13 protein-coding genes are annotated in these 14,886 nt (G+C 35.1%); 11 read left to right on the top strand and 2 right to left on the bottom strand.

Going from position 1 to position 14,886, the window contains the following annotated elements; all coding sequences use genetic code 11:
• Positions 1-94: 94 nt before the first annotated feature.
• Entirely contained in the window at positions 95-763 is a 669-nt protein-coding gene (locus AB8B52_RS02050) for a response regulator transcription factor (RefSeq protein ID WP_406024737.1), read from the bottom strand.
• Positions 756-1,997, bottom strand: coding sequence for a sensor histidine kinase (locus tag AB8B52_RS02045; protein ID WP_406024735.1), 1,242 nt, complete (start codon positions 1,995-1,997; stop codon positions 756-758). Before AB8B52_RS02045 ends, AB8B52_RS02050 begins: the two co-directional genes overlap by 8 nt.
• A 158-nt stretch (positions 1,998-2,155) precedes the next feature.
• Between AB8B52_RS02045 and AB8B52_RS02040 the strand changes: the two genes are divergently transcribed.
• From AB8B52_RS02040 to AB8B52_RS01990, 11 genes are all read left to right on the top strand, one after another.
• Positions 2,156-3,136, top strand: a complete 981-nt coding sequence (locus AB8B52_RS02040) for a hypothetical protein (RefSeq protein WP_406024734.1) — start codon at positions 2,156-2,158, stop codon at positions 3,134-3,136.
• Between the two features lie 143 nt (positions 3,137-3,279).
• A complete protein-coding gene (locus tag AB8B52_RS02035) occupies positions 3,280-3,615 on the top strand; it encodes an arsenosugar biosynthesis-associated peroxidase-like protein (protein ID WP_406024732.1) in 336 nt (111 codons plus the stop codon).
• A gap of 78 nt (positions 3,616-3,693) precedes the next feature.
• Positions 3,694-4,749, top strand: a complete 1,056-nt coding sequence (gene arsS, locus AB8B52_RS02030) for an arsenosugar biosynthesis radical SAM (seleno)protein ArsS (protein WP_406024730.1) — start codon at positions 3,694-3,696, stop codon at positions 4,747-4,749.
• Between the two features lie 288 nt (positions 4,750-5,037).
• The gene (locus AB8B52_RS02025) at positions 5,038-5,721 is read left to right on the top strand and encodes a DUF2064 domain-containing protein (RefSeq protein WP_406024728.1); all 684 of its coding nucleotides are present in this window, start codon (positions 5,038-5,040) and stop codon (positions 5,719-5,721) included.
• A gap of 66 nt (positions 5,722-5,787) precedes the next feature.
• Positions 5,788-8,982, top strand: coding sequence for a SusC/RagA family TonB-linked outer membrane protein (locus AB8B52_RS02020; protein WP_406024726.1), 3,195 nt, complete (start codon positions 5,788-5,790; stop codon positions 8,980-8,982).
• A gap of 60 nt (positions 8,983-9,042) precedes the next feature.
• Complete coding sequence (locus AB8B52_RS02015) at positions 9,043-10,542, top strand: SusD/RagB family nutrient-binding outer membrane lipoprotein (RefSeq protein ID WP_406024724.1); 1,500 nt, start codon at positions 9,043-9,045, stop codon at positions 10,540-10,542.
• Positions 10,543-10,668: 126 nt separating this feature from the next.
• A complete protein-coding gene (locus tag AB8B52_RS02010; RefSeq protein WP_406024722.1) occupies positions 10,669-12,009 on the top strand; it encodes a sodium:solute symporter family transporter in 1,341 nt (446 codons plus the stop codon).
• 70 nt (positions 12,010-12,079) lie between these two features.
• Positions 12,080-12,907: a metallophosphoesterase family protein gene (locus AB8B52_RS02005; protein WP_406024720.1), complete on the top strand. Its 828-nt coding sequence runs from the start codon at positions 12,080-12,082 to the stop codon at positions 12,905-12,907.
• A 30-nt stretch (positions 12,908-12,937) separates the two neighbouring features.
• Entirely contained in the window at positions 12,938-13,432 is a 495-nt protein-coding gene (locus AB8B52_RS02000) for a rhodanese-like domain-containing protein (RefSeq protein ID WP_406024719.1), read from the top strand.
• Positions 13,425-14,054 (top strand): TIGR04282 family arsenosugar biosynthesis glycosyltransferase, encoded by a 630-nt coding sequence (locus AB8B52_RS01995; RefSeq protein WP_406024718.1) that lies wholly within the window; start codon positions 13,425-13,427, stop codon positions 14,052-14,054. Before AB8B52_RS02000 ends, AB8B52_RS01995 begins: the two co-directional genes overlap by 8 nt.
• Positions 14,047-14,859, top strand: coding sequence for a purine-nucleoside phosphorylase (locus AB8B52_RS01990; RefSeq protein WP_406024717.1), 813 nt, complete (start codon positions 14,047-14,049; stop codon positions 14,857-14,859). Before AB8B52_RS01995 ends, AB8B52_RS01990 begins: the two co-directional genes overlap by 8 nt.
• The last annotated feature ends 27 nt before the right edge of the window (positions 14,860-14,886 follow it).

The raw sequence follows: 14,886 nt of genomic DNA, 5'->3' as shown, positions 1-14,886 counted from the left end.
CTGTAAAAAGTGGATTTAAAAATAAGGTTTTTTAACGGATGAATAGCTATTCTCTAGTCTTTGAACTAAAAGAAAATATAAATTAATACACAAGCTATTCTAAGATAAATCCTTTGCCATGCACATTTCTAATCACCACACTACTTTTTGACAACAGCTTTCTCAAGCGAGAAATGTAAACATCCATTGAGTTCCGAGAAAATTCATCTTCGCTATCCCATAAATTTTGAAGAATTAATTTTCGGCTTACTAATTCTTGAGGCTCTAAAATTAGATATCGCATTAGCAAATTTTCACGTTCGGTTAAATTATGTGTTATCCCATTCGAGGTTAGTTCGCGTTTTTTAGCATCTAATGCTACGTCTTTATAAATCAATTCTTTTTCCTCAGAATTCTTGGAACTACTTCTCGTAAGAATGGCTTCAATTTTAGCCATTAAAACCTCTTCATCTATTGGCTTGGTTATATATTCTTCTGCGCCAAACTGATAGCCTTTTAGTTGATCTATTTTTAGATCGCGAGCTGTTAAAAACACAAACGGTAAATTAGGAACTTCACCTCTAATCATTTTCGCGATTTCAAATCCTGATGATTGTTTTAAATTAATATCTAAAATCGCCATATCGAACTTGGTATTAGAAAGCACATCAATAGCTTGTGAAACAGATTCTTTCCAAACGACCTTATAATTTTTAAGTTTCATATATTCACTTAAAACATAGCCAAAGCTTTTATCATCTTCTACCAGTAAGATTTTAACCATTGCTCGGAAAATTTAAATTTAGAGTTAATCCTTTTTCAGTTGAAATTAATAGCATTTCACCACTGTGTTTATGCATTAAGCGTTTTACATAAGCCAAGCCTAGCCCCTTGAATGTTATATCTGAGGTTAAGTTAGAAATTCCTTTACCATTATCTGCATTAGAAATCTGAATTACTCCCTTTTCTTTAGACATTCTAATCGTCAATTCTAATGGCGAATCATTATGTTTAATAGCGTTTTCCCAAATATTAAATAACATTAATTGTAAATGATTTATATCAGCTTCTATCACTAATTCTTCTTCTGATGGTATAAAATTAACCTTTGTATTATGGGTTAAAAAAACAGGTTTCATTTGCTTTAATGAATTTTCAATAAGATCTGTTAAACGGACTTTCTCTTTGGTAATATGAAGATGGTCTGCATCTGATTTTACCCAATGCAGCACCGTTTTAATATGATTCTCTAATCTATTACTTTCGGTTTGAATGATTTGAACCAATTCACTTTTATCAACCAAAGCCTCATTCGCTAGTAAATTAGCACTTAATTTTATTGAAGACAAAGGTGTTTGAAACTGATGTGATAAATGATTAACAAATTCGTTCTTCTGTGTAATTAATTTACGTTGCTTTTTGGTTAAATTCACTAATGCTAATAAGGTAGCTAAAAGTCCTAGTAAAAAAACAGAAGGTATAATGTATGGCTTAAAACTAAACTTTTGTGGCTCCACAAATAAATGGATATAATCCAAGTCTACTTCATTTATCCCTTTCATTTCAACCATTTGCGCAGGTGTTTGATTGAGAACAAATCCTCGGTCATTGTCAGCAGAACCATCTTCGTCTAGAATATCAATTGTTATCAAACAAGATATACAGACTTTAAAAGTTAATCTGTCTTTAAATTCCGCTTTACTGCTAAACTCATTCAAAGGGTTACCTAAACCATCAAACAGTGACCACTTAAAATTTATGTTATAATCACTAAGGTTTTTGTTTAGTATAGAATCCCAAACCTTCACGCTTAACGACGTATTTTGAGATAAACTCGTATGCTTTATTTCGACTTTTCTAAATTCTATAGCACTTGCTAATAGCGTAGATGACATCTCTTTTTTATCTAAATCAAACTTCAATTTTTGATTTTCGTTTAAATGCCAAACTTGCCAAAAGATGAGTCCAAATGCCATCAAAGCACCTATGATAACAATTATGTTCGTTCCTTTTTTCATAATTAGATAGACTAAATTACAAAATTGATACCCACTTCCTGGTTAATTCAGTTTTCATTAAGTTTTTTCAGTTTTTCTTATACAACCTTCATTTTAACTTCATCATAATTTAGAAGAGTGGTGAATAGATTTGCAGTGTAACAAAAACTTTAATTATCATGAAAACAATTCTTTTACTTCCATTTCTATTTTTAAGTATAATTCTAAACGCTCAAATCGATTATGAAAAACAGAACAACTTATTACTTTCGGCTTACAGAGCAAAGGCGAATAAAGATTACCAAGCTGCTTTAGACTTATATAACAAAGCCTACAAAATAAAAAAACTGAATAGCATTTCGGAATACTTGTCTGCCGCTATTTGCGCAGCCGAGACAAAAAATAATATATCCTGCGAAAATTGGCTTAAAGCCGTAATTACCGAAGAAAATGCAACTTCAAAAACGATTCTTAACTTTTCTAAAAACGAGAACTACCAGAAATCTGCCAATAACATCTTAGTTAATCATGAAGCTTTATCAGATCTATTTTTTGCTAAAAAGAAAAATCTAACTGCTTATGTAAAGATTCAAAAATTAGTCAATAGAGATCAATTTACAAGAAAACTGAGCGACTATCATTTAGGGATTTCAAAAAAAGATCAAGAAGAAGCTTTTGATGGTTACTTAGCAGCACAAAAAGCTAATGATACGGTCGCTCTAAAAAAGCACAAAAATATACTTTGGCCAGAGGTGAGTAAGGAGCATGACGAGTACAACAATAAAATTATGCGACATACCGACAGTTTAAACATTGTTGAACTTATTGCTATTACAAAAAAACATGGCTGGCAAGAAGAAGCACATCTTCTCTTATGGCATCAACGTGGAAGTTATGGTGAAGATAATTGGATATGGAAGTATTTTAAACCTTTGATTAATAATGAAATTAAAGCAGGAACTGCAGAACCTTCATTCTGGGCCATGTTTGAAGATTTTAAATCCATAAGAGAAAATGGAGAAACAATCTATGGATATCACCCTGGAAAAGTTAATAAAGATACGGTTAATAAGAAACGACGATCTATTGGTCTACCAGAACTAAATGCAACTGAGATTGAAGCAAGGAACAACAATCCATTTGGCGGAAGAATGTATTAAAATTCAGTGAAATTTTCTTTATATTAGTATGATCAAAACTCAGACTTAGACCTGAGTTTTTATTTTAAAATTATTTTTGTTTTTCTGTAATCTTTAAGAGTTATCTTCGACAAATTAATTTTTATTAAAACTATTGCTACACTATGTCAAAGCCATATTACGATGCCGCTGATTTAAGAAAATTCGGAAAAATAACAGAATGGAGTGAAGAATTAGGAACTAAATTCTTTGACTATTACGGAAAAGTTTTTGAAGAAGGAGCGCTCACAGCTCGCGAAAAATCACTCATAGCATTGGCTGTTGCGCATACCGAACAATGTCCTTATTGCATCGATGCATACACTAAAGATACGTTGCAACGCGGAGTGACAAAAGAGGAAATGATGGAAGCCATACACGTTGGTGCTGCCATAAAAAGTGGTGCCACTTTAGTGCATGGAGTACAAATGATGAATAAAGTAAATAAGTTAGATGGGTAAAGAAGCCCCTTTTAATTTCCCCAGAGGGGGAAAACCAACACTAAATAAATATCGTAAATAGATAAGACAATACAATTAATGGCAACAAAGTCCCTTAAAAAACTTGGAAGCGATTTAGCAAAAAGCAATAAACAACTAGAAATACTCTCAAACGGTATTTTTGCCAATGGAGAATTACCGACGTTTAAAGATAAAATTTCTGAAACAAGTCAATTTCCATTAAAAGCACAGAAGCTCGGAATACTCCAAGTCAATGTCGGCTACATGTGCAATCAGGTTTGTGAGCATTGCCATGTTGATGCTGGCCCAGACCGCAAAGAAATAATGACACAAGAAACCATGCAGCAAATCTTGAATGTCATTAAATCTACTGGAGCACATACTTTAGATTTAACTGGTGGTGCGCCAGAAATGAATCCACTTTTTAGATGGTTTGTAGAGGAAGCTACAAAAATTGGTGTTAAAGATTTTATTGTACGCTCTAACCTTACCATTATTCGTGCTAACAAAAAGTATCACGACTTACCCGATTTCTTTAAAAAACACAACATACATGTGGTGAGTTCTATGCCACACTGGACGCGTGGAAAAACAGACAAACAACGTGGCGAAGGTGTTTTTGACATGTCTATAAAAGCCTTACAAGAACTTAACGCACGTGGTTATGGTATGCCAGGTAGCGACTTAAAACTAGACCTAGTTTACAATCCATCAGGTGCATTTTTACCTGGCGACCAAGCGTCTATGGAAAAAGATTTCAAAAAAGCCTTGCTCGAAGATTTTAATATTCAGTTTCATAATCTATTTGCGATTACAAATTTACCAATTGCACGATTTTTAGATTATTTAATTGCTTCTGAAAACTATGAAGATTATATGTATCAACTTGTTGAAGCTTATAATCCAGCCGCTGTGGCAAACGTAATGTGTACCAACACACTTTCAGTAAGTTGGGATGGTTATTTGTTTGATTGCGATTTTAATCAAATGTTAGAATTACCAGTAAATAGTAAAGCCAAACATATTTCAGAATACAACCAAGAGTTATTAGAAGGACGTAACATTGTCATTTCTCAGCATTGTTATGGTTGTACGGCTGGTGCTGGTAGTAGTTGCCAAGGTGTTGTGGCTTAACCAAATTCCTGCGAAAGCAGGAATCTCTGAAGACCTTTCAGGTTTTTAACCTACGCTAAAGCTACGGTTAACAATGGAAACCTGAAAGGTCTAAAATTAATCTTAAAAGGTATTCCCGAAGAATGAGGATTCCTTGTAGGTTTTAACAATATTTTGATACCTACAAGGTTTTTAAAACCTTGCAGGATAATTTAAAAACATGATGATTTTATTAAGACCTCACAGGTTTTTAAAACCTGTGAGGTCTAAAAAAATAAAACGAAATATCCACTTCAGCGGATAATCGATATGAAACAAGGTAAAATAGCCATATTAGTATTTGCAAATAATGCAGAAAAAGAGTTGCTTTCAAAATCAATTCAATCTGTTGCTGTTTTTGATTTACTCAATTCTGAAACCTTAAAAACGGTTGAAAAAACAGGTCTACCTTATTACCACTATTCAGAAAATGAACAAGTAGGCACAACGTTTGGTCAACGATTTTCAAACGCCATTGAAGCCATTTACAAAAAAGGTTACGACACAGTTATTTCCGTTGGAAATGACACACCACATCTAAAAGCAGCTCATATTTTAAAAGCAGCCAACCAGTTACAATCTTCTGATTTTGTTTTAGGGTCTTCAACCGATGGTGGATTTTATTTAATGGGTTTAAAAAAAGCACATTTTAACAAACCGCATTTCGAAGCACTTCCGTGGCAAACTTCAAAATTACAATACGTTTTCAGGCAAACCCTAAAAGCTAACAACCACAAAACAGATTATCTCGAAGCACTTTCAGATATTGATAACGATTCGGATATAGAATTAGTTCTAAATCATTTCAAACCGCTTTCGTTTCAACTTAAAAAAATAATCCTTCACATCCGAAACATTGAGAATCGTATTTCTACTTCGGTTCAGACGTTTTCAAATCGCATCCACTTCAAACTTCAGCAAAATAAAGGGTCGCCTAGTTTAGATCATATTTAGAATTCTTGTGATTTTTCACACCTCATTATTCCTATTATTAAATATTGCCACTTTCGTGGTCGATCTATGAAGTACATTTATACCTGTATGTTGCTATGTTTTTGTTTCTATAGCCATGCTCAAATTACGGTTTCGGGTACTGTAACCAGTGCTGACACCAATGAAATTTTACCCTTTGTAAATATCTCTACCAGCACAGGAAAAGGCACTACGACAGATATAGAAGGTAATTATACCATTGTTGTAAATGCCGCTTCCGAAACACTCATATTTTCATTCTTGGGCTTTAAAACCCAGACAATTCCTGTTGGTAATAAAACAATTATTAACATTGCTTTGGTTGAAGATTCTGCTGCTTTAGATGAAGTTGTTATTACAGCTTTAGGCTTAAAACGCGATACCAAAGAATTGGGCTATGCCGTACAATCCATAAAATCTAAAAGCTTAACCGAAGTTAAAACAGTTAACTTTTTAGACAACCTTCAAGGGAAGTTGGCAGGCGTTAACATATCGCAAGGTGCTACTGGAGTTGGGTCGTCTTCTAAAATTACCATTAGAGGAGAAGCCTCTTTTTCAAACAATAATCCATTATTTGTCGTCGATGGTGTACCAATTAATAACGAAACCGTTTTCAATTTTACCAATGAAGCCGCAGCAGGATTTCAAGAAATTGATTTTGGAAATGGCGCCATGGACGTCAATCCAGACGATGTGGCTTCCGTTACGGTTTTAAAAGGTCCGAGTGCTGCCGCACTTTATGGCACGCGTGCTTCAAATGGAGTAATTGTTATTGAAACAAAAAACGGGAGTCATAAAAAAGGCTTAGGCGTTAGTTTTAATTCTTCTCTATTTGTAGATACGGCTTTTAGATTGCCCGATTTTCAAAACCAATATGGTCAAGGACAATCTGGTCAGTTTGAATTTGTTGATGGACTTGGAGGCGGAGTAAGCGATAATATTACCTATTCTTGGGGACCACGTTTAGATACTGGTTTATTGATTCCGCAGTTTGATAGTCCTGTGGCCTTAGCAAACGGTACTTTTGTTCGTGGTGGTGATACGGCATTGTATGATAACTTACCAATTACAGCAACCCCTTTTAGGTCTAATCCCAATAACTTAAAGGACTTTTATGAAACTGGGATTACAACCATTAATAACATTTCAATCTCTGATGGTTTTGAACGCGGCAATTACCGTTTGTCTTTTACAGATTTACGCAGCGAGTCTATTATTCCGAATGTAAATTTAGACCGTCAAACCATTTCAGCAAAACTGAATTTTAAACTTACAGATAAAACAGAAATTAACTCAGCGTTTAGCTATATCAATTCTAGTAGTGACAACCGACCGTCTAATGGTTATGGCAGTGAAAATGTGAATTATTCATTAGTGGCTTGGGGACCACGTTCTTTAGATATTAATAATTTAAGATCGTATTGGCAACGAGGTTTAGAAGGTACGCAGCAGTATTCGTTTAACTATACCTTTTTTGATAATCCGTATTTTATTTTGAATGAAAACACCAACGCCTTTGTAAGAGACCGTGTTTTTGGAAACCTATCTTTAAAGCAACAGGTCACCAAAAACTTAAGCCTTACTTTAAGAACAGGTATGGATTTTAGTACTGAAAAACGTCAATTGCGTCGTGCTTTTAGTAGTAACCGTTTTAGAAATGGCGCTTATGCGGAACATGATGTCACCTTTAGAGAAGTCAATACCGATTTTTTAATCAACTATACAAATCAATTTGAAGATTTTTCGGTAGATGTGTTTTTAGGTGGAAACAGATTAGACCAAAATGCAGCGACCAAGCAGTCGCAAACCGTAAATTTAGCACAGCCTGGTATTTTTAATTTAAATAATGCAGCGTCACCCATTGAAGTCTTTCAATTTGAAAGTCAGAAACGCATCAATTCATTCTATGGTATTGTAAAATTAGGTTACAAGGATTATTTATTTTTAGATATTACAGGTCGGAATGACTGGTCTAGTGCCTTAGCCACGCCTTTTTCGGTTAGTGGCACGTCTTTCTTCTACCCTTCTGTATCGTCTAGTTTTATTATATCAAACAGTACCAAATTACCAGAAATAATATCCTTTGCCAAACTTAGAGCGAGTGTGGCACAAGTTGGAAACGACACAGGCGCTTTCCAAACCTCAAGTGCTTTTGTAGCCCAAACCCCTTTTAATGGACAGCCGACGTTTAGCGACCAAAATTTTATTCCAAATGCTAATTTACGACCCGAACGCACCACGTCTTATGAATTCGGAACCGATTTACGATTCTTTAAAGACCGCCTACGCTTCGATTTTACCTATTATAACAATAGTACCGAAGACCAGATTATTTCATTGCCAGTAGCGATATCTTCAGGCTATAATCAGCAAGTGGTTAATGGTGGTGAAGTGAATACGCAAGGTGTTGAAATCGTTTTAGGCATCACACCTTTACAAACCAATCATTTTAATTGGAATACCACATTTAATTTCGCCACCAACCGTTCTGTCATTAGAGATTTACCGCAAGCCGATGGTCGGCTGACGCTCGCTTACAGTCGTATTTACGATAGTGCCAACCAAACCGTTTGGTTTCAAGTTGAAGAAGGAGGTCGTGTGGGTGACATTTACGGAACAGGCTATCAACGTAACGAAAATGGTGATTTTCGAATAGATGATAATGGCCGTTTTATAGCCGATAATAATTTGCAAAAATTAGGGAATTTCAATCCAGATTTCACCTTAGGTTGGGCAAATAATTTCAACTATAAAAGCTGGAATATGAGTTTTCTTTTCGATTGGCGACAAGGCGGAGAAGTGGTTTCGAGAACACGTGCTTTAGGAAATGTTGGCGGTCAACTAGCCGAAACTGCCAACCGACCAGAAAATGGCATTATTGCACAAGGAGTAAATATAAATACTGGACAACCCAACACCGTTTCGGTTTCAGCAGAAAGTTATTACCGACAGTTTTACGACAGAAACCATGAAGAAAATAATATTTATGATGCGTCTTTTTTAAAGTTACGTCAGTTTTCTCTAGGCTACACCTTTACGATTAAAGATGGGTTTTTAGGTTTAAAAGAAGGCGCAGATTTAAGCCTTTCTATTATAGGAAATAATTTATTTGCCATTACTGAAAATCCGCATTTCGATCCAGAACAACTGGCAGTACAAGGTAATGGTTTTATAAGTGGTGTGGAAGACATGAGTTATGCCACAACACGAAGTATTGGCTTTAAGGCTGGGTTTAATTTTTAACATCATAAGGAGACCTAGCAGGTTTTTAAAACCTGCTAGGTCTAGAAAAGAAATATAAATATGAGATACTACATGCTAATAGGACAAAACCTGTCAGTACCGAAGCAAATAGAAATTAGAAGCCTTACAGGTTGGTCACTTGCGATTTTAGCCTTGCTATTTTCAACAAGCTGCACCAAAGATTTCGAAGCTATTAACACCAATCCGAATGCACCAAGTGCTGTACAACCAAGTTTATTATTACGACAAGTTATTTACGATTATGGCGAAAACATGAGTTACGAAGGTTTCGTGGCTGGCGATTTACTAGCGCAACACAGAACGGCTTTAGACTTTAATCTATTTGACAGGCATGCCTTAAAATCGCCACAATTAGGTGGCAATCCTTGGCCTGTATTTTACACCAATCTTAGAGATAATGAAATTATTCTGAATCAAGCCAGAACGACTGAAACTTTTGCCGTTTATGAAGGGCCTGCTTTAATTATGAAAGCCTACATGGCTGCAGGATTAACCGATCTTTTTGGAGACGTCCCTTATTTTGAAGCTTTTAATGGTGTTGAAGGTACCGTAACACCTGCTTACGATTTACAAGAAGACATTTACCTAAACGAAAATGGGATTCTCGATAATTTAGATAAAGGCATCGCTGCGATTGAAAACTATTCTGATGTCATTCCTTTGGAAGGTGATATTTTATTCGATAGAGATTTAGAGGCTTGGGTGCGTTTTGCAAATTCACTAAAAATTAAACATTTGGTGCGTATTTCTAATAAAATTGATGTTTCAGCAGAATTACAAATGCTTTTTGATGCTGGTAACTACATGCAAACCAATAGTGAAAATGCCATTTTCAACTTTACAAATTCAGACCCAAATAGTTTTAGATTAGCGCAATTACGTATTGGCGATTTCAATAATTTTGTGCTTTCAGAAACCATGGAAGACATTTTAGTTAATTTAAATGACACTCGGATTTCTACATTTTTCAGACCGTTTTCGAATTCAGATGCCAACGGATTTAATGGTCTTTTAAATGGTATTGACGCCTCGCAAACATCAATTGCCTTAGCTGATTATTCTTTAGCAGGCGAAGCTTTTAGAGAAGATACCTCAACGTTAGATGCTAATTTTATCACCGCTTGGGAAGTGCATTTTGCGCTAGCCGAAGCAGCTGCAAAGAATTTAATTAATGCAGATGGACAGCAACTTTATAACACAGGAGTGGCACTCGCTTTTGACTATTGGAATACAGCTTTACCAGCCGATTATTTATCAGGAAATGCAGCATATAATGCCATTGGCACCACACCACTTCAACAAATTATAACACAAAAATGGATTGCGAATACGATTAATGGTTATGAAGGTTGGGTGGAATTCAACAGAACCGGGTTTCCTGAATTGCGCACCATTTCAGCTAGTTTAAATGCTGATTTAATTCCAGTACGATTGCCTTATCCAGCCGAAGAAGAAGCTTTGAATTTTGAAAATTATAGTGTCGCAGCATCTGCAACGGATAATAATAGTATTAATGTAAGGGTTTGGTGGAATGAATAGAAAAAAGCCCATCCTAGCCTTCCCAGAGGGAAGGAAACTATTGCAGAAAATGGTTGGTTAAAAAAACATTAAAACAAAGACCTCTCAGGTTTTGAAAACCTGTGAGGTCTCAACAACTAAGATGAAATGAATATAGAATTTTGGCAATGGGTTTTGGTAATTGGCTCAAGTTTAATCTTGTTCCTATTATCACCATTAGCTAAAACCACAGACGAATTTTTTAAGGCGGTCCATAAACGGAAAGCACCAAATACCATGGTACTTACTGGTAGTCTTATTATTTCTTGGATTTTTGCAAAGAGTATTACCAATGCTGCCAATCTAGGTTTAGATTTTGGTATTGTTGGTGGTGTTGCTTATGCTGGTTATTATGTATCGTTTGCTGTTGCTGGACTTGTTATTTACAAAATGCGGACTAAAGGTGGATTTAAAAGTATTCACCATTTTCTGACTTCCAAATTTGGGAAACCTGCCATGGCTATCTTTTCAATTTTAATTGCCATCCGACTCTTTAATGAAGTTTGGAGTAATACCATGGTTATTGGAAGTTACTTTGGCGAAATGGGCAGTTCAAATTACTATTGGGCAATTAGCGTCTTTACGGTTTTGACCTTAGCATACGCTATTAAAGGTGGATTAAGTAGTTCTATATTTACAGATGTGATTCAGATGGTATTATTCTCAGTTTTATTGATTGTTATTTTATGGCAGATTTTTTCTATTGAAAATTTTAGTGCCAATGACGTCATCACTTCTGGAACGTGGAGCTTTGAATTAGGTTTAAATTTGTTCTTTGCAGCCATTATTCAATCGTTTAGTTATCCGTTTCATGATCCCGTTTTAACCGACAGAGCCTTTATAAGTTCCCCAAAAGTGACGCGTAAAAGTTTCCTTTGGGCAAGTCTATTAGGTGCCATTTGTATTGTACTTTTTAGTGTCATTGGTGTCTATGCACAAACCCAAGGTTTTAAAGGCCAAGCAGCCGTCGAAGTTGGCAAAGCTTTTGGAGTCGTTATTTTATTAGTCATTAATTTTATTATGATTACCTCAGCAGCATCAACCTTAGATTCCACATTTTCATCATTTTCAAAATTATTAGCTGTGGATTTAAAATTAGGAAAAAGTCTGTCTTTTGGTCGGCTTTCAATGGCTGTTATTGCAATATTAGGTACGCTTCCTGTATTTTTTAATGCCGAAATATTATCCGCAACCACAATTTCAGGAACTATGGTTATTGGCTTAACACCTATCTTTGTCTTTTGGAATTTAAACGTGCCAAAACTCAGCTTCTATTTGTCTATTATTTGCGGCTTAATTTTTGGATTTATGCTGGTCTTTGATAGTTTTCCGGAAGCACTGATGTTTACAACAGGAAAATATGCAAGCTTGCTTTGGGTTAATATTTGGGGAATTTTGAGTTGTTTTATTTTATATTTTATTCCGAAATTGTTGAAACTAAAAACGTAACTAGACCTTTTTAAGTTTTGACTTCGACTTCGATCAGTCAACAAAAAACCTAAGGTTAAAAAGATTAAACATGAATAAACAGATTCAAAACATAGGAAAATTAACAGGTAAAGTTCTACTCTTTGGAGGTGTTTACAGTAATCTTCAAGCTTTAGAAGCTTTAATAGCTATCGCTACATCTGAAGGTATTCCTGCTGAAAATTGTATTTGTACTGGCGACATTATTGGGTATTGTGCACAACCTGAAGAAACGCTGCAAACCTTCAAAAACTGGAATCCCAAAAGTATTATTGGTAATGTAGAGCTGCAATTACGTGATAATGCAGATGATTGTGGTTGCGATTTTAGAGAAGGCTCTCGATGCGACAATTTTTCGCAACAATGGTATCCTTATGCGAAAAGTAAATTATCGCAAGATTCATTAAATTATCTTCAAACACTTCCAGACCACATCAAATTCACCTTTGGAGGTAAAGCTATTGCAGTGGTGCATGGCTCTTATCTCGGTATTTCTGAATTCGTATTTAAATCAACCCATTGGAACATTAAACAGCCTAATTTTGATGCGTTACAAAGTGAGGTCATCATTGCTGGTCATTGTGGCTTGCCGTTTTATCATGAAAACGAGGATCAGCTTTGGTTAAATTCTGGCGTTATTGGGATGCCTGCCAACGATGGCAATACAGATGTTTGGTATGCGATACTAAATGATGCATCTGACACTTTTAATTTTGAATTTAGAACCTTATCTTACAATCATAAGGAAACTCATCAACTCATGCAAAATGGATTATTGCCTGAGTCGTATGCCAAAACCATCGTATCTGGTCTTTGGGATAACATGGAGATTTTACCAGAAACAGAACAAAAATTACAGGGAAAACGGATACAACTGTAAGGTTAAACCTGTAAATTATACTAAACGACAATGAAACGATTATTTATAGTCTCTTTTGTGCTATTAAGCACATTTGGTCACAGCCAAAAATCTATAAAAAAGCTCTTAAAGAAATTTAACACAGAATCTGTGCCTTATATGTCTGTTGAAGAATTGGCCATGCCTAAAACTGATGCTATTCTTTTGGATTCTAGAGAATTAAATGAATTCAATGTCAGTCATTTAGAAGATGCTATTCACGTCGGTTATGATCATTTCAATTTAGCAACCGTTACAGAAGCACTGCCAGACACGTCACAAACCATTATTGTGTATTGCTCGCTTGGCATCCGATCAGAAGACATTGCTGAACAGCTTAAAAAAGCAGGTTACACCAATGTTTATAATTTATTTGGTGGTATTTTTGAATGGAAAAATAAGGATTTTCCTGTTTTTGATTCCGAAGAAAAAGAAACTGATAACGTACATGCCTTCTCTAAAGATTGGAGTAAATGGCTACTAAAAGGCATTAAGATATATGACTAAATCACTTGTAATTGTTTTTGTAAAGAACATTAAACTGGGTACTGTAAAAACCAGACTTGCTAAAACTATTGGAGATGTTGGTGCTTTTGAAGTGTATTCCGAATTGGTGAAAATTACAGAAAAAGCAACTGAAACCTTAGAGGTTGATAAACGTATTTACTTTTCTAACGCTGTGGTAGATTCCAAATGGAAAAATGAATTTAAAACGGTGCAATCTGGTTCAGATTTAGGTGAACGTATGTTGAATGCTTTTCAAGATGGTTTTAGAGATGGCTATGAAAACATTGTACTCATCGGCTCTGATTTACCAGATATTAATGCAAAACATATAATGAATGGCTTGAAAGCTTTAGAAACTGAAAAGGTGGTTTTCGGACCAGCTGAAGATGGTGGTTATTATTTGGTTGGCATGTCTCAACTCGAAGCTTCAATTTTCACAAATAAACCTTGGAGTCAGCCTGATTTGTTAGTAACAACCATGTTAGAATTGTCAAGTAAAAATATTAAATTTTATTTACTTAGTACACTAAACGATATTGACACTTACGAAGATTTAATTGCGTCCGATTTTTATAAATCGAATCTAAAATTACAAGAAAAAATACAGCAACTCAATGATTAAATTGATAATAGAAAGCACAGAGTACCTTCAAAATAAAGGTTTTGACCAACCAGAAGTCGGCATCATTTTAGGCACTGGTTTAGGACAACTTATTGATGACGTTGATATACTAGCCGAAGCGAGTTATAACCATATTCCCAATTTTCCTACAGCAACTGTTGAGTTTCATAAGGGTAAACTTATCTATGGTTTATTAGCTGGAAAAAAAGTAGTGGTGATGCAAGGAAGATTTCATGTTTATGAAGGATATTCATTACAAGATGTCACATTTCCTGTACGAATTATGGAGAAGTTAGGTATTAACACCTTGTTAGTTTCAAATGCTTCCGGAGCGATAAATCTCAACTTCAAAAAAGGAGAATTAATGCTTATTGACGATCATATTAATTTACAAGGAGGTTCACCTTTGGCCTTTAAAGGAGTTTCAGAATTAGGAGAACGCTTTACAGATATGAGCGCACCATATGATGCTGGCATCAATTCAAAATTTGAAAGCATTGCCGAACAAAACAACATCATATTACATAAAGGTGTCTATGCTAGTGTGGTTGGTCCTCAGCTTGAAACACGAGCTGAATACCGAATGCTAAAAATTATTGGCGCAGATGCGGTTGGGATGAGTACCGTACCTGAAATTATTGTTGCTAATCATTTGGGTTTAAAAGCTGCTGCTGTTTCTGTTTTAACTGATGAGTGTAATCCAGATGATTTAAAACCTGTTGATATTTCTGAAATTATTGCTATGGCTGGTAAGGCTGAGCCTGATATGATTGTATTATTTAAAGAATTGATAAAAAGTTTATAGAACTAAAAAAGATTCCTGCCTTCGCAG

It is taken from the genome of Winogradskyella sp. (assembly GCF_045105575.1).
Taxonomy (GTDB): domain Bacteria; phylum Bacteroidota; class Bacteroidia; order Flavobacteriales; family Flavobacteriaceae; genus Winogradskyella.
This window is presented reverse-complemented; position numbering and strand designations above follow the sequence as displayed.